Origin of the sequence: Acinetobacter sp. ANC 4173 (assembly GCF_004331255.1) — a bacterium.
Taxonomy (GTDB): Bacteria; Pseudomonadota; Gammaproteobacteria; order Pseudomonadales; family Moraxellaceae; genus Acinetobacter.
In genome coordinates this window covers 425,816-444,742 of sequence record NZ_SJOF01000001.1, presented here as the reverse complement: position 1 = coordinate 444,742, position 18,927 = coordinate 425,816, and the positions used below count along the sequence as shown (strand labels likewise).

18 protein-coding genes are annotated in these 18,927 nt (G+C 41.3%); 12 read left to right on the top strand and 6 right to left on the bottom strand.

The features are described 5' to 3' along the window. Positions 1-63 precede the first annotated feature (63 nt). The 7 genes from E0H94_RS02045 to E0H94_RS02015 all read left to right on the top strand — a co-directional run bounded on the left by E0H94_RS02045 (position 64) and on the right by E0H94_RS02015 (position 6,575). Complete coding sequence (locus tag E0H94_RS02045) at positions 64-1,488, top strand: phosphomannomutase/phosphoglucomutase (RefSeq protein ID WP_131324894.1); 1,425 nt, start codon at positions 64-66, stop codon at positions 1,486-1,488. A 12-nt stretch (positions 1,489-1,500) separates the two neighbouring features. Then, entirely contained in the window at positions 1,501-2,400 is a 900-nt protein-coding gene (argB, locus tag E0H94_RS02040) for an acetylglutamate kinase (RefSeq protein WP_116762036.1), read from the top strand. 144 nt (positions 2,401-2,544) lie between these two features. Next, positions 2,545-3,321 (top strand): GNAT family N-acetyltransferase, encoded by a 777-nt coding sequence (locus E0H94_RS02035; protein ID WP_131324893.1) that lies wholly within the window; start codon positions 2,545-2,547, stop codon positions 3,319-3,321. 105 nt (positions 3,322-3,426) lie between these two features. Next, the gene (locus E0H94_RS02030; protein ID WP_131324892.1) at positions 3,427-4,275 is read left to right on the top strand and encodes a class II glutamine amidotransferase; all 849 of its coding nucleotides are present in this window, start codon (positions 3,427-3,429) and stop codon (positions 4,273-4,275) included. 264 nt (positions 4,276-4,539) lie between these two features. Continuing rightward, positions 4,540-4,995, top strand: coding sequence for a bacteriohemerythrin (locus tag E0H94_RS02025; RefSeq protein ID WP_131324891.1), 456 nt, complete (start codon positions 4,540-4,542; stop codon positions 4,993-4,995). Between the two features lie 174 nt (positions 4,996-5,169). Further along, positions 5,170-6,252: a hypothetical protein gene (locus tag E0H94_RS02020; RefSeq protein WP_131324890.1), complete on the top strand. Its 1,083-nt coding sequence runs from the start codon at positions 5,170-5,172 to the stop codon at positions 6,250-6,252. Then, entirely contained in the window at positions 6,252-6,575 is a 324-nt protein-coding gene (locus tag E0H94_RS02015) for an RnfH family protein (RefSeq protein WP_131324889.1), read from the top strand. The genes E0H94_RS02020 and E0H94_RS02015 overlap by 1 nt, the downstream gene beginning before the upstream one ends. A 45-nt stretch (positions 6,576-6,620) precedes the next feature. Here the strand turns inward: E0H94_RS02015 and E0H94_RS02010 are convergent, their stop codons facing one another. Further along, positions 6,621-7,019: an outer membrane protein assembly factor BamE gene (locus tag E0H94_RS02010; RefSeq protein WP_116762046.1), complete on the bottom strand. Its 399-nt coding sequence runs from the start codon at positions 7,017-7,019 to the stop codon at positions 6,621-6,623. A gap of 114 nt (positions 7,020-7,133) precedes the next feature. On the opposite strand from E0H94_RS02010, the gene fur reads away from it, so the two are divergent. After that, entirely contained in the window at positions 7,134-7,571 is a 438-nt protein-coding gene (fur, locus tag E0H94_RS02005; protein WP_131262904.1) for a ferric iron uptake transcriptional regulator, read from the top strand. A 105-nt stretch (positions 7,572-7,676) separates the two neighbouring features. On the opposite strand, the gene E0H94_RS02000 is transcribed toward fur, so the two are convergent. The 3 genes from E0H94_RS02000 to E0H94_RS01990 form a co-directional block, all read right to left on the bottom strand. Then, complete coding sequence (locus E0H94_RS02000) at positions 7,677-11,273, bottom strand: SbcC/MukB-like Walker B domain-containing protein (RefSeq protein WP_131324888.1); 3,597 nt, start codon at positions 11,271-11,273, stop codon at positions 7,677-7,679. Positions 11,274-11,282: 9 nt separating this feature from the next. Then, the gene (locus E0H94_RS01995) at positions 11,283-12,536 is read right to left on the bottom strand and encodes an exonuclease SbcCD subunit D C-terminal domain-containing protein (protein ID WP_131324887.1); all 1,254 of its coding nucleotides are present in this window, start codon (positions 12,534-12,536) and stop codon (positions 11,283-11,285) included. Between the two features lie 106 nt (positions 12,537-12,642). Beyond that, a complete protein-coding gene (locus E0H94_RS01990) occupies positions 12,643-13,020 on the bottom strand; it encodes a VOC family protein (protein WP_131324886.1) in 378 nt (125 codons plus the stop codon). Between the two features lie 307 nt (positions 13,021-13,327). On the opposite strand from E0H94_RS01990, the gene E0H94_RS01985 reads away from it, so the two are divergent. Together E0H94_RS01985 and E0H94_RS01980 are read left to right on the top strand one after the other, a co-directional pair. Continuing rightward, on the top strand, positions 13,328-13,774 hold the full coding sequence (locus E0H94_RS01985; RefSeq protein ID WP_131324885.1) for an ABZJ_00895 family protein: 447 nt from the start codon (positions 13,328-13,330) through the stop codon (positions 13,772-13,774). A gap of 75 nt (positions 13,775-13,849) precedes the next feature. After that, entirely contained in the window at positions 13,850-14,746 is an 897-nt protein-coding gene (locus E0H94_RS01980; RefSeq protein WP_131324884.1) for a TIGR01777 family oxidoreductase, read from the top strand. Positions 14,747-14,761: 15 nt separating this feature from the next. Here E0H94_RS01980 and E0H94_RS01975 read toward each other — a convergent pair whose 3' ends face one another. Both E0H94_RS01975 and hemB read right to left on the bottom strand, forming a co-directional pair. Further along, positions 14,762-15,880 (bottom strand): NAD(P)/FAD-dependent oxidoreductase, encoded by a 1,119-nt coding sequence (locus tag E0H94_RS01975; protein WP_131324883.1) that lies wholly within the window; start codon positions 15,878-15,880, stop codon positions 14,762-14,764. Between the two features lie 16 nt (positions 15,881-15,896). Further along, positions 15,897-16,910, bottom strand: coding sequence for a porphobilinogen synthase (hemB, locus tag E0H94_RS01970; RefSeq protein WP_131324882.1), 1,014 nt, complete (start codon positions 16,908-16,910; stop codon positions 15,897-15,899). 108 nt (positions 16,911-17,018) lie between these two features. On the opposite strand from hemB, the gene E0H94_RS01965 reads away from it, so the two are divergent. Next, positions 17,019-17,516: a thioesterase family protein gene (locus tag E0H94_RS01965; RefSeq protein ID WP_131324881.1), complete on the top strand. Its 498-nt coding sequence runs from the start codon at positions 17,019-17,021 to the stop codon at positions 17,514-17,516. A 274-nt stretch (positions 17,517-17,790) separates the two neighbouring features. Continuing rightward, the gene (locus E0H94_RS01960; RefSeq protein ID WP_131324960.1) at positions 17,791-18,924 is read left to right on the top strand and encodes an HlyD family efflux transporter periplasmic adaptor subunit; all 1,134 of its coding nucleotides are present in this window, start codon (positions 17,791-17,793) and stop codon (positions 18,922-18,924) included. The last annotated feature ends 3 nt before the right edge of the window (positions 18,925-18,927 follow it).

Below are 18,927 nucleotides of genomic sequence, written 5' to 3'. Positions count from 1 at the left end.
ATTTACGTTGTATGAATAAGACGATTTTTTAATGTATTCGTTGGATTCAGAAGTTACAAATATATGAATATTCAACAACCTATATTTCCATGGCAGGTCTTTCGTGCCTATGATATCCGTGGAAAATTAACCTTATTAACACCCGAATTGGTTGAAGCGATAGCCCATGGTCTGGCCTGCCAGTACCAACAAGCCGCTCAAACCACAGTGGTGATTGGTTATGATGCTCGTTTGAGTAGCCCAGCTTACGCCCAAATAATACAAAAAATATTTGAAAAGAAAGGGTTTCATGTTGTGAATGTGGGTTGTTGCTCTAGCCCAATGTTGTATTACTCTGCGTGCCAATTTGCAGGCAATGGCATTATGGTGACCGCCAGTCATAATCCGAAAAGTGACAATGGCATTAAGTGGATTATGCAAGGTGAACCGCCGTGCCCTGAAATGATCCAACAAGTTGGTTATGTCGCGAGTTTACAGTTTTCTCCTCAACGTAAAGTCCCTTTAACCCATGTTCAGCATCAATTTGATGTGAACTACTGTTTGCAGTATCAGCAAGCCATCTTAGACGATATTCAACTGAAACGTCCTTTCCATGTGGTGATTGATGGTTTACATGGTTCGGCAGGGCGCTGTGCCGTTTTGGTTTTACAAAAGTTAGGCTGTCAGGTGACTGCACTGCGTTGTGAATCTAATGGAGAATTCCCCGATCATGCACCAGACCCGTCGCAAGCGAGACATTTAACGACGTTGACTGAAACAGTTCAACAGCAACACGCAGATATTGGCATTGCACTCGATGGGGATGGCGATCGACTGGTATTTGTCGATGAGCATGGCCGTATTATTGGTGCAGATCGGTTATTGTCTTTATTTGCTGAAATGTGCCTTGCTACGCATCCTCAGCATGAAGTGGTGTTTGATGTGAAATGCTCGACCATGGTACGCAATACAGTGCGTGAATTGGGTGGGCAAGCCAAAATGATTCGTACAGGCAGCAGCTTCTTAAAGAAACATCTCATGCAATCACATGGAAAAGCTGTGTTTGGTGGGGAATATGCTGGACACTACGTGTTTAATGATGGGCGTGGTTTTGGTTATGATGATGGCTTATATGCCGCCTTACGCGTACTTGAATTTTTAAGTCAAGCTCCAGATTTCACGCTTTCACAAGCACTCACTAAATACCCTGAGCGTTGCAGTACCGAAGATACCTATATCAGTACTTATAGTACTGACCCTAAATCATTATTGGCCGATATCGAAGTCCAGAGCCATCACATTGCTGCTCAATTGAGTAAAATTGATGGTGTACGGCTTGATTTTGAAGATGGTTTTGGCATTATTCGAGCATCCAATACTGGCGAATATTTTACTGTTCGTTTTGATGCCGATAATCCTGCTCGTTTAAATGATATTCGGCAATCATTTGTTTCCATGTTAAGTGATCGATATCCTAAAATCGCGCACGACATTTTAAATGCTCATTGAGGAGAGAGGCGAATGCCACATCAGCAGACTGGCATCGACAAAGCACAAATTTTGACTGAAGCTTTGCCGTATATTCAACGTTTTTCGGGTAAAACGCTGGTCGTAAAATATGGCGGCAATGCAATGACCGATCCAGAGCTAGAAAGCTCTTTTGCACGTGATATTGTGTTGTTAAAAACCGTAGGTTTAAACCCAATTGTGGTGCATGGTGGTGGTCCTCAAGTTGACTCTTTCCTAAAACAATTGGGGCGTGAGTCTGACCGTATTGATGGTATGCGTGTAACTGACCCTGCTACTATGGAAGTGGTAGAAATGGTCTTGGGTGGTAGTGTGAATAAATCCATTGTGAACCTAATTAACCAACATGGCGGTCGTGCCATTGGTTTAACAGGTAAAGATGGCAATTTAATTCGCGCACGTAAATTGTTGATGCAGAAAAACCAAGAAGATGGTTCGGTAAAAGAAATCGATTTAGGTTTGGTGGGTGAAGTCGTTGGTGTGAAAACGGATGTACTGGAAATGTTTACCCAAAGCGACTTTATTCCAGTCATTGCCCCGTTGGGTGTCGATGATCAAGGCAATACCTACAATATTAATGCTGACCTTGTAGCAGGTAAAGTGGCTGAAGCACTGGGTGCAGAAAAGTTGATTTTACTCACCAATATCACAGGGGTATTGGATGAAAATAAAAACTTACTTACGGGCTTAACCACGCAGGAAGTCGATCGTTTGATTGAAACAGGCGTGATTTATGGCGGCATGATTCCAAAAGTGGGTTGCGCCTTAGATGCAGTTAAAGGTGGTGTAGTGAGTGCACATATTGTGGATGGTCGTGTGCCACATGCAACTTTGTTGGAAATCTTTACCGATCATGGTGTGGGTACATTAATTACCAATCGTGCCAAACACTAACCCATTCGGTTTATCTTGTTTTAAAGCCAGTCCTTAAGGGCTGGTTTTTTATTGTGGAGATTATTTAACAGCCGTCATTTTTTGGTCATTGTATTGTCATCTGCATTGCCTAGTGTATGAAAAAAGCCAGAAGAGCGCATAACAATGTTTGAAAAGTTGAATCTATATCGTCAAAACCTTACGTTCCCATTACAAAAAAAAACTGAAAAACAGACGCATCAATACCGCTTTGAATGGGTGGAAGATTTAAAACAATTACATGAAGTTCAGAAATTTCGCGCTGTACAATTTTCCCAACAATTCGGAATTACATTCGATCAAGATATCGATCAGGACTTGTATGATTTTGGCTGTGAACATGCAGTACTACGTGATAAATACAGCAATGAAATTGTTGCCTATACACGTTTAAAACTCTTACAAGGACACGATTTGGCACAGAGCTATAGCGCGCAAGAATTTAAAATTATTGATGAACTGGGACATCTATCCAATATTGTAGAAATTGGACGAACTTGTGTGCATCATCGCTATCGTTCTAGTCGTGCCTTATCCATTTTATGGCTCAATCTCGTTCCTAAAGTCCTTTGGGAGATGCGGGCAAAATATTTGATTGGTTGTGTCAGTATCCGCTTACAAGGCAATCAGGCACGTGCGTATTATACGCATCAATATTTAAAACAACTCAGTCCTACACAGACCTGTGCGATTCAACCTCAAGTGGCGTATGAGCCGACACATCCTGAATACAGTTTTGCGCAAGATGAAAAAATTCCCAAATTGTTTGATGTGTATTTAAAAATGCACGCCAAACTATCACAGCAAGCATTTTATGATCGTGAATTTAATTGTCTGGATTATTTTGTCTTACTGGAAGTGAATAAAATGGCGAAGAGTTTTGTCATGAAAAAGCAGCTTTAGCGTTAAGCATTAAAATTACTGAACCTAGCACAGATTAAGATTTACAAGCCTTGCTGTCGTCATGCACAATAAACCCATAATCTATTAAAGTGTTTATAGTTGCTTATGTGCCAGTTGCTCGGAATGAATTGTGCGACCCCAACGGATATTACGTTCTCTTTCCGTGGTTTTTCACAGCGTGCGGGCATTACTTCAGATCATTGTGATGGCTTCGGTATTGCTTTTTTTGAAGACAAAGCGTGTCGTTTATTTGTGGATAATCAGTCTGCGGTTGAATCTCCAATTGCGGAATTGGTACGGAATTATCCGATTAAATCACGCAATGTGATTGCACATATTCGTAAAGCGACCCAAGGCAAAATTAACTTAGAGAATTCACATCCGTTTATGCGTGAGCTATGGGGGCGTCAATGGATTTTTGCGCATAATGGTGACTTACTGGATTTTGATCCACCATTAACTGGACGTTTTACCCCGATAGGCAATACGGACAGTGAACGCGCATTCTGTTTCTTATTGGATCAATTGGTGGCTAAATTTGGTTATGTCGAGCCATCTTTAACCCAAGTGTTTGAGTTGCTCTTAGAAATTGCTCCAAAAATTGCAGAACACGGTACGTTTAACTTTTGCTTATCCAATGGTCAGGCATTATTTAGTTATGCCATTACCAAATTGCATTGGTTGGTACGGGAATATCCATTTAAGCCGGCACAGTTAATTGACCTTGATGTTGAAGTCGATTTTAGTCAAGTGACCACGCCTGAAGATCGCGTCGCCGTCATTACCACTGAACCGTTGACGCAGAATGAAGTTTGGCAGGCATTTCAACCTGGCGAAATGATTTTATTCCAATATGGTCAACCCATTCAGCGTGCATTTACTCAGGTAGAGCGCTTAGTGCGTGAACAAGCCAATCCGACGTTAAAACGAATTACCCGTGCTGATCAATATTAATCAGCGCGTGAGAATTGCATAGGTGCTGATGTTTTATTGTTAAAATTAACATTTTTATAATTAAAGAAAAAATAATGTTTGCGGTTAAAAAATATCTTATTCTTTTGATCGGGTATAAATCAATTAATGTATATTTATCATTATCTTAGTCTGTTGATTCCGCTAAAAACTTGAATCCAGAGTAATTTACTTGTTTTTTATTTAAATTTAATACCGTTACTATCTTTTTCGAGTAACGAATAATGAATGTTAAATGGGGGGCGTATGAAGATGAAATGGGTTCCAGAATATAATACCGGTATCGATGTGATTGACGATCAGCATAAGCGAATCCTTGATTATATTAATGAAATTGATGATATTGCTCTTCACACAGACCGTGATCGCATTAAACAGATTCTCGATAATATTATTGATTACACCCAATCGCATTTTACTTTTGAAGAATCCTTACAAGAGGAAGCGGGCTACAAATACCGTGTACCTCATAAGCGTGTACATGATTTATTTATTAAAAAAATAGAGTCTTATCGTGACCGTTTTGAAATGGGGCATTCTATTGAGGCTGAATTACATGAAGTCTTAGCGAAATGGCTGATTAATCATATCCAACACGATGATGCCGATTATGTTGGTGCTGTTAAAGAAAACATGATGGGAATTATTAAAGAAAAAGAACAGAAAAAGGGCAAGAATTGGTTTGCTCGTTTCTTCTCTTAAGTACAGTAAGGTCTAAAATTCAGCAAGGACATGCTGTGCAAAAGAATTAAAAAGTTAAAAAAAGAAATAAAAGCATTGGCGCAGCAAGCCATCGAATGCGGTGGTTTGCTTTTCTTTTTGATTTTCACGCATGAGAAAGGCAAAATAGCGATAGATTTTTATTAGGAATGCATCATGCAGGACAATGCTATGTCACGATGGTTATCGCCGCTGATGGCTTTTTGTTTGTCATTCATCATTATTGCCACTGTGGCGCCTATAGTGGGAATACAAACAGAGCGTCAACTCGATTTCTGGTTGCTTTGGTTAGGCACTATGTTGGTTTTGGCTTTGCCAATTTGCTATTTAGAAATAGCTTTAGCAAAACGTTCGAAAACTACAGCATTAAATGCACTGTCTAATTTAACGCGTGATGCGGATGCATCTCCAAGATGGCGTCTAGTTGGTTGGATGGCGGTGGTGTTTATTCCATTTCTAGCTGGTGCGATGTTATTTAGTGTCAGTCAATACAGCGTACAATGGCTGGCTCAAGGCGTTGCCCCACAATATCTTTTTGTGGGATCAGCTATTGCAGCAGTTATTTTATCTTTAGCACCACGCATGATTTTGGCATTAATCACCGCTGTCGGTGTCATTGCCGCGTTGGTTTTTGCACAAGTGAGTGGAACAGCTTTACCTGCTTGGCAAATGACTGCACTTGAGTTTAGTGAGTGGGGCAGTGCAACCGTATTGGCATTGGTTGCGAGTGGTTTAGGTTTAGGGCTGTATTGGCAGACCAGCTTAGTTCAAGTGAATCAAGATGATGTAGCCAGCAAAACTGTATTGCCGATTTGGATTGCCCAGTTGGTTGCCGTGTTGGCATTTGCCTATTTTGCTGTAGCGGCACAATTACCTGTGATTGCTTTATTGGTCGCAACTGTTGCAGGAGCGGCATTACAACTACAACTAGCACGTGAACAACTGGCACAACGTCAGATGATTGTGGTTGTACAATGGGCGATCATTATAGCGGCGGTTTTGGTGTGGGCAATTCCAGAAATTACTCCAGTTTTTCATATTGTCTTGGTGCTTTGGGGTTTAGTGATTTGCTTAATTTATGCCATTTTTGCGGGCTGGATTATGAAAATCAGCCATTTGCGTAAAGCCATGAATTTCAGTAACGAGCTGTTTTACAATGTTTGGCGTATTGCGGTGCGTATTGTACTCCCATTGTCTATCATTCTTGCAATTGTGTCGGTATTAGGGCAATTGATCTGATGACGGAGCAAGCCAAAGTTTGGGTGGCCTATGCGACCTCGGAACAACAGTTCCATCTGGAAGTTCCCTTTCAATTGGGCATGACTGCATTAGATGCAATTGAGCAAAGTGGAATTCGAAAGCAGGTTGAATTACCTGAAATTTTGCAGTTGGGGATTTTTGGTGTACGTTTGCAAGAACCTACACAATTGCTGCAAGCAGGTGATCGGGTTGAAATTTATCGGGCGTTGACCATCAATCCAAAGGATATTCGACGTAACCGTGCAGCCAATAACCCTGTGGGACGCTATGCCAAAGGCAATCGCTTTAAACAATTGAAATGATATGAAAAACCCCTCAATGAGGGGTTTCTTTTTATTTTAAAGCGTCTATAGTGGGGGCGCAGTTAAAATCGCTTCTTTCGATCCAGGTAAACCAGGTTGTGATTCTGGAATCGTTTCTAGACCCTCAATTTTGTTCACAATACCGTTTTGATCGAAGTAAATTTTCAAATGCTGACCATGCGCTGCTGGAATCTTGGCTTTTTTAGCATAAGTTCCTGGGATATAATTGTAGACGTAGTCCCATCGTAATGGATTCAATGGATCTGTAATCGTTGGACTACCGAGTAAGAAACGCACTTGTTGGTGACTCATGCCGACTTGGATTTTTGAGGCTTGGGCTTGTGTTAATGGTGTTCCTTGAGGAATATCTACTTTATAAACGCCCAAGGTCGAACAGCCCGCGAGCAGTGAAGTGACGAATAACGTCAACATGATTTTTTGCATTTTGCTACACTATCCCAAATTAATTTTGATGCATTTGATCCACGGATAGATCATACTGCATCTTAACTTTGTTGCATATTCCAACTTTAAATTTGTTGAGAGAGACCTTTTTACATGCCTATTTCAAACCAAGACTTACGCAAAGCTGGACTTAAAGTTACACTTCCACGAATTAAAATATTAGAATTATTAGAAAATTCAAAACAACATCATTTAAGCGCGGAAGATATCTATAAGACTTTACTCGAACAGGGTGAAGATGTCGGTTTAGCAACTGTTTATCGCGTGTTAACGCAATTCGAAGCTGCTGGTATTATTCAGCGTCACCATTTTGAAAATAATCATTCTGTTTTTGAAATTATGCAAGATGATCACCACGATCACCTTGTATGCCAAAACTGTAATAAAGTTATTGAATTTACTAACGAAGTTATTGAACATGAACAACATACAGTGGCAGAAAAACATAAGTTTACCTTAACAGGTCATTCATTAAATCTGTATGGCTACTGTGATGAGCAAGAATGTCAGGATGCATTACGTAAAAAGTAATGTAACTTAATGACTGGGTGAACATAAAAAAGGCTTCTTAATGAAGCCTTTTTTATTGTTTGATGGAAGCAAAGTTTAAATGGGCAGAAGCTTACGCACAGGCAATTAAGACACAATTTGAATACGGCTAGAACCAGAACCTATGGGTTGTACCTGAATTTGAACAGGAATGCGCTCATGCATTTCTTGAATATGTGAAATGAGAACCACTTTGCGTCCTTGATTTTGTAGTTGGTCAAATGCATTCATCACCATGTGTAAAGATGAAGCATCTAAAGTGCCAAAACCCTCATCAATAAATAGCGATTCAATTTTCATGGAACCTGCTGCCATATTGGCAATTGCCAAGGATAAAGCCAATGCGGTGAGAAAGGATTCTCCGCCTGAAAGCGAAGCGACAGAACGGGTTTCTCCATCCATATCATGGTCAATAATGGCAAGACTGAGCGAGTTATCCAAGCGCTTTAAGGTGTAACGTTGTGATAGAAGGGCTAATTGTTGGTTGGCATATTCAATTAAAATATCGAGGTGATATTGCTGTGCCAAATCGCGGAATTTTTTTCCTGTCGCATCACCCATCAAGCCCGAAATTTTGGCCCAACGATGTTCCTGTTGCTGAATTTGTTGTATTTGGGTTGCGAATTGCTGCTGCTTGGCTAAATTTTGCTGATGTAATTCCAGTGTTAATCTGAGTTGATCACGGTGTTCTGTCAGTTGTTGTAATTGTGCTGTATTTTGCTCAAGTAACTGCAACAATTGATCGTGATTTGTCTTGGATTGATATTGCTGATGTTCATGTAATTGGTTTTGTAGTGTTTTCAATGCATAGCCAGCTTCGCTCAATTGACGATCTGCCTGTTGCAAGGATAAACGCAGTTGTTGTTCCTGCGTTGAGGAAATCGCAAGTAGCGTTTTTAAACGTGGCTCGGAAAATTCACTGTGCTGCGTTAACCACGTTGAAATTTCTGTTTGAGCTTGCTCCAGTGCATGGATCTGTTGCTGCTGTTGTGCTTTCAATTGTTCCAAGGCATTTTTGTGTTGTTCGAAGTTTTGACGTGCCTGTTCAAAACTCAGTTTGAGCTGTTGGTATTGTTGTTGTAGCTGTTGACGTTGTTGATCATGCTGCTGAAGCCATTCATTGGCTTTAAGCTCGCTGGAGCCAGTCATGTTGATAATAAGTTGCTGAGCTGCTTCAGCATTGTGCTTTCCTTTGGCTTCAACCTCTTTCAGTTGTTGCGCGAACTCGATGTGCTGAACAGTTAAACTGCTGAGATTTACTTTAAGAATGTTTAGTTGTTGTTCAGCCTGTTCTTTCTGCTTATTTAAGCGATCACGCTGTTCAATATGCTGCGCACGTTGTTGTAAATACTGCATTGTGTGTTGTGCTGTAGACAGCGGATGCTCGACCCATGCAGTTTTTTCATTTGCAGATAGACATGCCATAATCTGTTGAATTTGCTGTTGCCATTGCTGTACAGATGCCAGTTGATGGGTGTTATTTTGAATGTTTTGTGTCAGTTGCAACTGATCTTTATGTGCTTGATTGAGCTGTTGCAAATCAAGTTCTGCCTGTTGTTTAAGCTGAGTACTTTCTGCAACACAATGCTGTAGTGTGGCTAAAATTTCCTGTTGAGGACGGGTTAAATCTAAAGGTAGCTCGGATAGCGTGAAGTGATGTTGTAACTCATTTTTTTGTCGATCAGATTTTTCATTGAGTTGTTGTATCGAATGTTGCAGTTGGACATGCTCAGTGCCAATTTGAGTAATTTGTTGTTGGGCGGTTTGCCACAGGTGCAGACATTGTTGTTCCTGTTGAATCGCCTGTTGTTCTTGCTGTTGTTGCAGTTCATACAATGCCTTCGAGACTAGATTTTCATCATCACGATAGGGGTGTTCTGTACTGCCACAGACGAGGCAGGCTTCTCCTTGTTGTAATGCTGCACGTAAATGTTCAATATTTTCGGTATGTAACAAGCGCTGTTGTTGTAAGAAACTTTGTAGTTTTTCTCGTTCAGCTTTTGCAGATTGAAATTCGATTTCTGCCTGTTTAGTGCTTTGCTGAAGTTGTTGCTGCTGTTGTTGAATGCTGTGTAATTTTTCCGTCAGACTCAGGATTTCATTGCTTAAGGCAAAGAAATACTCTAGTTTTTGCTGAACTGAATCTAGTTGATTCAGTCGAATAAGTTGTTGCTCCCTGTTTTTCTGTTGTTGTTCTCGTTGAGTTTCAATTTGAGCCGTCGCTCCAAATTCTGTGACTAATTTTTGTAGCAGAATTTTGTCTTGATCAAGCTGTTGCTGTGCTTGCGGGATATTGCCTAAAGTATTTTCAACTTTTTGATAGTGTTGAATAAATTGCTTGAGTTGCTGAAGATGGGCATTTAAACCTTGATCTAAAGTTGCAAACTGATCGCTGTTTTGCAGTTGGGTGGCACAGAATTGCTGTTGTGTGATCAAGTGTTGTAATTGTTGTTCAAATTGCTGTTGCTGTTCGCGTAAAGGTTGCTGCTGCATATCCAGTTGTTGCAAACGACTTTTGGTCTTTTTATATTCATCGGCAATATAGTCACGTTCTTGTACATATTTACGGACATCATCCAGTTCTTGCTGATGTTGTCGTTCGAAATCTTGTAACTGATGCAATGCAGTTTCAGCTTGATTAAACTGATTTTTCTCTTGTTCAAATTGAGTGACTAGGGCAGTAAAGTGCTGCTGTTGTTGCTGAATTTGTGGTTCAAGCTGTTGCAGGCTGTTTAGAATTTGTTGTTGCTGAAATACGACGGGACGTATCGCAGAAAAAGTTTCGAGTTGGCTCAGTTGTTGGCGATCTGGTGCTAAGGCTGTATGTGCTTGTCGTTGGGTTTCATACTGTTGCTGTTTCAGAATAATATCTTGTTCCAATTTATATAATTGCGTAAACCATTGCTGTTGTTGAAGATATTGTGATTTTTCCTGCTCGAGTGTTTGATAATGCTGTTGAGCAGTTTCATATTGAGTGCGTAGTGCTGTAATTTCTTCTTCGGAGCGAATTTCAATATGACCTAAGACATTTTCCAGTTCTTTACGCTGCGTCGCGATCGATTTGGTTTTTTCATAAGCCAACTGTCCAATTTTACCGAAAATACTGGAATTGGTCAGATATTCTAATAATTCGCCCCGTTCATTGTCGCGGGCTTTTAAAAAAGCAGTCACTTCAGACTGTGCCAATAACACCGCGCGGGTAAATTGTTCAAAACTGAGTTGGGTAATCTGTTGAATATGGGTTTCTACCGCTTTACTTTTATCGGCAACCACCACATCGTCAGTTAAGCATTTTAAATAGCGTTGTACATTTTGTAGTTTGCCCGAAGCACTTTCACGTGCACGTTTGACTTCCCATCGTGCCAAATAACATTTTTGGTCTTGTGCGATAAAACATAATTCGGCAAAACCATGCCCTGTACCCCGACGCAAAACCGTGAGTGGCGAATTGGTCAGTAATTCTGAGCCATCACTATCGAGTAACTTCCCATCACTGTCTTTTAGGCGTGGAATTTTATTGAATAGTGCTAAACACATGGCATCTAAAATGGTCGATTTACCCGCACCCGTTTTACCTACAATTGCGATTAAACCTGCACTGGCTAGTGGTTCAGCATCAAAATCAATCAGATGCTCACCCGCGAGGGATGCCAGATTTTTAATTCGAATAGATAAAATTTTCATGGCAACCCTTTAACCGTTTTGTTCATCTTCTAAAGTTTTTTGTGCTTCGTGTACCAAACTCATAAAGTCATTGAGGACATCATTATCGGCGGCATAACCTTGTTTCTGCCATACATTTTGGAACAGTTGTGCTGGGGTCGGCGGCTCAAGCTGTATGCTTTGCGCATTCGAGGCATTTTGTTCTGAAGATAAATATTGGCGTGAAATTCGGACCAAACGATAGCGACTTTCAGGTAACGCCTGTTCAAATTGCTGACGTAAATTGGGAGGTGGGGGCGTCAAGCTATGATATTCAATGTCGACATATTCACGTTGATCAATATTCTCAATTTCACCTGTCGCTAAATTGCGAAGTTGTTGCAGCACCTCATGCATTTCGCCGCGAATGCGATGTAGAGCAATACTGCGCGGAATAGGCAATACTTCAAGCTGTAAGCATTCTGAGGGAGCGAGTTGTGGATCGATGGTAATTTCTAATACTTGGTGTTTGTAATTGACTTCACTAAAAGACAGAGGGATAGGCGAGCCACTATAACGAATATGTTCTTGTCCAACTTTTTGTGGCTTGTGTAAATGACCTAACGCCACATAATCAATCACTTCATCAAACAGTGCCGTTGAAAGCGCTTCTTCATTGCCAATAATAATCGGGCGTTCTGAGTCCGAGGTTTCCGCACCTTGCATATGGGCATGCGACATCAGGATCAAGGCTTGATCTTTCGTTTTACGTTGTTTGGCTTCAGCAATCAGCTGTTGGTGTAAATGAGCGATAGCAGTTTTGCTGTCACTGGTCTGTTCATTGATTCCCGTAATTTCGGCGGGACGTAAAAATGGCAGGCTTAAGCACCAAGCCACAATGTGCTGCTGTTCATCATAAATTGGAATGAGTAAACGATTTAAATCGAGCTGTCCTTCGGTATTTTTATGAATGACCCCGACGGCTTTGGCATTGTATTTAGACAGCAGTGGCTCTACTTGTTCAATACGATAACCTGAGTCATGGTTCCCCGCAATCATGAGGGTTTGCATGTGCGGAGCCACCGCATGTGCATCTGCCAAAAATTGATAAAGTTGTTTTTGCGCACTGGATGCGGGGTTAATCACATCGAAAATATCCCCCGCAATGAGTAGGGCATGTGGCTGTTTTAATTTAATTTGATCGACTAACCACGTTAAAAACTGTTCGTGTTCATACTGACGGGAATGGTTATAAAAAAATTGTCCCAAGTGCCAGTCAGAAGTATGAAAAAAGCGAACAGTCATGTGATCTCAAAGCGTGAAAATACCGTGTATAACTTAGCATATTTTACATGCCCAGATATGCTGTAGATGATGAAGGCGATAGTTTTAGTCGCAAGAACATTATCCTTTAAGCTGCGTTTGGGTCGAGTTGTACCAAGCCAAAAGTGTTGTGGTCTGGGTCGATGAAATAGCCTTGCCAGCATTTATTCGGAATAGCGAATTTGGGCATGGCTTCTTGTCCCCCCAGCGCTAAAATTTTTGCCGCGGTTGCATCAAAATCTTCGACTTGAATGGAACAGGTAAAGGCATTGGTGCCACAATGTGTCGGAGGAATTTCCGCAGGGCGCTTTAATAAACCGCCATGTATATTCGCTGTATCAATTTGATAATATTCGATGGGAAGACCTTCAACCTTGGTAAATTGCCAGCCAAAGATCGCTTGGTAAAATTGAAGATCACGTTCAGGATTTGAAGATTGAATTTCAAAGTAGACCAAAGGTTGCATGACCTTCATTCCTATTTTTATTGTTCTGAAAAATAAAGACCGACGATTCGAGTGATGATGAAATCGTCGGTCAAAAAACGGTGGATACACCAAACTTTTAAGCTGCTGTTTTAAAAGTTTAACGTTCACGCCAAGCTTATTGCTTTTGGTAGAAGGTCGCCGAAAATATTGTGGATGCCGGTACAAATTGACGGTTTCGAACCTTGTACTCTTAATAACGTGGACAAGTTAGAATTGGTTGACAAGAAAATTAAAAAAGTTTGAATTTTTTTTTATAATAGCGTTTTGCCCTTGTTGAGCTGTATTCATGATACCACTGCGCCGCTATTTTATTTGGTTTTTTATACTGTGCTTTTTGTTCACATGTATTTGCGGTGTGTTGGCAGCATTAATGCCAAGAGGGATGGGGAGTATACTCACCGTAGTGCCTTATTTGGTGGCAATGATCTGGGTATTATTCAAATTCCTGAAACAGCAAAAGCGTGCTCCAACGCAAGCAGAACGCAAACAATTGACGCTGGGTTTTAGCCTGATTTTCTGGGGTTATAACTTATTGGGTTTACTGGGGGGAATTTATTTCTTCTCACGTAGCAATCCAACAATTTGGCAAGACTTATTGTTGTATTTGCAACAACCGCAATTTATGGCAGTGGTATTGATTATGTTCTTGATGATTGCCATTCCATTGTATCTTTTAACCTATTGGTTTTATGGCGCTCAAGCTCAACGTATGGCAAACAAAATGTTGGGTTAATGCACATAAGCTTGTATTTGTTGTCTTTCTCATTTATAGATAAATAGATAAATCATCTAACCAAGAGATTGTTTTATGTACAAGCCTGTGGTGTTGATTACGGGAGCGTCGGGGTTTATTGGTTCTTATTTAGTGCCCTATTTATTAGAACGAGATTTTCAGGTCATTGGTATTTCAAGGAAACCACAAGCTCAAACGCATCCTGATTTAAGTTGGGTTCAGCACTTTAATGAGCTGCAACATCGAACCATTGATTATGTCATTAATTTGGCAGGCGAAAGTATTGCCCAAGGTCGATGGACCGAACAGCGTAAGCAGAAGCTGATCCAAAGTCGCGTTAAAATTACAGAAGACTTATACCGCTATTTACAGCAGCGGCAGATTTTCCCGAAATGTATTTTGTCAGGTTCTGCGGTAGGCTATTACGGCATTGATCCTTTGGAGCAATGGCAGCAAGTTTGTACAGAAGAGTCCCAAGCTCAAGCCATTTTTATGTCGCAACTTTGTCAACAATGGGAACGGGCAGCGCTGGCAGATCCCCAGCAAAATACCAAGATTATGCGTTTAGGGATTGTGTTTGGACGTGGCGGTGGCATTTTGCCCAAAATGCTGTTTCCAATTCAGTGGAATCTGGTCGGACGTATTGGGCATGGGCGGCAGCCTGTGGTCTGGGTACACATTCAGGATGTACTACGTGCAGTAGAATTTATTCTGACCCATGAGACCGAACAGAAAGTCTTTAATGTGGTAGCACCAGAAAAGGTGACACAGAGTCAATTTGCGAATATTGCAGCAGTCAGTTTAAACCGACATCCTGTTTTAAATATGCCCGCGTGGGTCTTTAAAAGTCTATTGGGGGAGCAATCACAATTGATTTTAAATGGACAATTTGTGCAACCGAAAAATTTGCAGCAAGTAGGATTTGAGTTTGATTATCCTACTTTGAAGGAAGCTTTAAATAATTTACGTTAATTTGAGTCAGAGCTTTTAACTGGCAACCATTTTAGGTTTGAGCAATTGTTTAGGGCTATAAGTCGCCGCATTCACAGATGTTGGCTGCTTCAGCATAAGCTGACGTAGGAGTTGTGCCGATGCAGGACCCATACATAAACCATTTCTAAAATGTCCCAGATTGACCCAAACATTACTGAGATGGGGCAATTGGCCAATATACGGAATACCTTCGGGTGAACTTGGACGTAAACCAGCCCAATTTTGCACTATTGGGAACTGGGCTAACTCAGGCACCATTTCATAAGCAGCCGCTAAAATATTCTGTTGAATTTGATCTGAGGTTTCGGCATTAAACCCACACTCTTGCATGCTGGAACCACAGACAATATGCCCATCCATGCGAGGAATGAGATACATGACCCGATTCATACACATGGTTGGTAACCAGTGGGCAGGGGCTTTAATCAGCGCCATTTGACCTTGTACAGGACGAACTGGAAATTCTAAGCCAAGTTGCTCTGACCACAAACCAGACCAAGCACCCGTTGTTAGCACAAATTGATCGGCATAGACTTTTTGTCCTGTTTCAGTTTCTACACATTGAACTTTGTCTTGTTGAATCTGAAACTTGTGAATCGGTGTTTGATCGAAAAATTGAACTTTCGGATGCTGTTCTAAATAATTTCGCAGGGATTGTAATAGTCGCGGATTACGGACATTGGCAATTTCTGGAAAGTAAATCGCATGTTGAAACTGCTCGGAAAGCTGCGGATTGACTAGCTCTAATTGTTCACGCTGCAAGTATTCACAGTGCTGCATGGGGTCTTGGAATTGAGTTTTATAATTTAAACCGACTTCAAAATCGGTTTCATCTAAAATTAACATCCCTGTTTCATGAATTTCGAAATCTATGCCTGTTACGGGCTGCAATTTTTCATTCCATGTTTGGTACATGGCTTTACCATGTTGCGCCAAGAGATTGACTGCACGTGGATAGCGCCAAGGATACATTGGAGAAAGAATACCACCACCCGCCCATGAGGCTTGCCCTGCATAGGTTTGGTTATAAATATTGACCTGACAACCTTGTTCGGCCAATTCTAAAGCTGATAATAGACCACTAATGCCAGCACCAATAATGACGATATTCATAAAAATTTGAGATCAATTAGTTCATGGCTTTGAGTTTAAGCGCTGCTTCTTCCGCAAAGTAGGTCCAAATCCCATCTGCACCCGCACGACGACAGCTCATCAAGGATTCAATAATGACTTGATCGGATAACCAGCCATTTTGAATGGCACCCGCTAACATCGCGTATTCACCACTGACTTGATAAACAAAAGTTGGAACACCAAAGGTATCTTTGACTTCACGTACGATGTCTAGGTACGGCATTCCTGGTTTAACAATCACCATGTCTGCACCTTCCTGAATATCCAGTGCAATTTCATGTAAGGCTTCGGCACGGTTGCCGACATCCATTTGGTAATTGTATTTATTGCCACCTTTCAGATTACTGGCAGACCCAACTGCATCACGGAATGGGCCATAGAAGCTCGATGCATATTTGGCCGAATAGGCCATGATATTGGTATAGATATGCCCATTGGCTTCTAAAGCATGGCGAATTGCACCAATACGACCATCCATCATGTCACTCGGTGCAACGACATCTGCACCTGCTTCTGCATGGCTCAAAGCTTGTTTAATGAGGCATTCAACGGTTTCATCATTCAGAACATAACCTGTATCATCAATAATGCCATCTTGACCGTGTGTGGTGTAGGGATCGAGGGCACCATCGGTAATGAGCACCATTTCAGGCAGTTCTTTTTTGAGTAAGCGAACGGTATTTTGCACCAAGCCATCGTCGCGCCATGCTGCTTCAGCCGTTAAACTTTTATCTTCTTGTGGCGTAACAGGGAACAGTGCCAATTTAGACACGCCCAGTTCTAATAAGGTTTCCGCTTTTTTAAGTAAAAGATCAGCAGAAAGGCGCTGAATCTTGGGCATGCTTGGAATATCTTGAGTTTGGTTTTGACCAGGGAGTACGAATACAGGATAAATTAAGTGATCAGTCGTGAGTTGTGTTTCCCTGACCATGGCACGTAATTGGTCATTTTTTCGAATACGACGCATACGGGTGGCAGGAAATGCTGGGCGATTGAACGTATAAGTCATAACAATCTCACTGATCAGTATTAAACTAGGCCGTATTGTAGACCCATCCAACCGCTTTAGGGGCAAAATGCGGTCGTTTTTTCAAAATTTAAGGTGTTTGAGTAATTTATGAGCGATATGGAAAAGAAATGGACGGGAGGTATCCACTTGGGTTCGAAAGTTGATATTGATGTGGTCTTACAGCAATTGTGCCATGCCTTTAATAGTTCGCCATTTTTCTCCCATAATGGTATGACGATGCGTGTGGTCGATCAGCAGATTGAAGGCTATATTGAAATGCAACCGTATATGATTGGAAATGTCGCTTTTCAAATTCTACATGGTGGTGTTGCCGCGACGATTCTAGACAGCGTTGGGGGAATCGTGGCTATGGGGGAGCTGTATAAACGCGCTGAACCAGAACACTTGCCTGAAACGATTAAGAAGGTCACGCGTTTGGCAACTGTGGATATGCGAGTCGATTATTTAGCCCCTGGACGTGGCAAATTCTTTGTTGCCCGTGCAGAAACCTTACGCTTAGGTCGTAAAGGCTGCACTATGCGTATGACTTTGGTAAATGATGAAGATAAAGCAATTGCGACGGCGATTGCATCTTATGCATTCTAAAGTAGTTGAAAAGTAAATTATTTTATTTGAAATTTTCTCTCAAGATCAGTTTTAAGCTGCCAAAATAATGGCAGCTTAAATCAATTAATAAACCGATCAGTCTAAAAAATCATTTCTCAAATGATGAGTTTTTTATTTAAAATTCCTAGCTAAATTTATATTAAAGAAATGACTTTCTCATCGACACGAATCTTCAGTTTTTAAAAATAAGTAAAAAACTGTTTGAGTTGTGGATTTTGTGGTGACCAAGTCTGTCTGGCTGAAGGAAGAAATGATGACAGAAGCTTCAATTACTCCACCACAATCGAATGCCGCAAATATGCAAGCTAAACGTAAAAAGTCCTTTGCTATATTTGGAGTAATATTGGCGATTATTGCCGTGGTTTATGCAGTTTGGGCATTATTTTTAAACCATTTTGTCAGTACGGACAATGCTTATGTCGGTGCAGAAACAGCTTCAATTACCTCAATGGTCAATGGGCAAGTACAACACGTCTTGGTTAAAGATACGCAAGCCGTTAAACAAGGTGATGTACTGGTTCAAATTGATGATCGTGATGCCAAAATTGCCGTTGCCGCAGCACAAGCTGAGCTGACCAAAGCCAAACGTCAATACAAGCAAACGCGTGCCAATAGCAGTGCATTGAATTCACAAGTCTTTGTGAGTGATGATGGTATTCACAGTGCTGAGGCACAGGTGCAGAAGGCACAGGTGGATTTAGGCAAGGCGGAAAAAGAATTGCTGCGCCGTCAACAACTGAGTACTTCAGGTGCTATTTCTAAAGAAGAATTAAGTACGGCGCAAATTGCGGTGGAAAATGCTCAGGCGAGTTTGGCGGTTTCACAAGCAACGTTGGCCCAAGCAAAATCGAATCAAAAAGCGGCACAAAGTACTTTGGCAGCTAACGATGCCTTGATTCAGGACAGCAATGAGAACTCAACCCCTGATGTGTTGATTGCTGAAACCAAATTAAAACAAGCGCTACTGGATTTAGAGCGCACCCAGATTAAAGCACCGCTTGATGGGGTGGTGACACGCCGCAATATTCAAATAGGTCAACGTGTTGCTCCTGGCACAGTGATGATGATGGTGGTGCCTGTGTCACAACTCTATGTTGATGCCAATTTCAAAGAAAGCCAGTTAGAAAAAGTTCGTGCAGGGCAACAAGTCAGCTTGGTTTCCGACCTGTATGGGGATGCTGTTGAGTTTCACGGTACGGTTCAGGGATTCTCTGGCGGAACCGGTGCAGCTTTTGCCCTGATTCCTGCGCAAAATGCAACAGGTAACTGGATTAAAGTGGTACAGCGTTTACCTGTCCGAATTGCTCTTGATCCACAAGAGTTGGCGAAACATCCGTTACGTGTTGGACTTTCAATGGAAGCCAAAATCGATTTGCGTTCGAAGTAATTT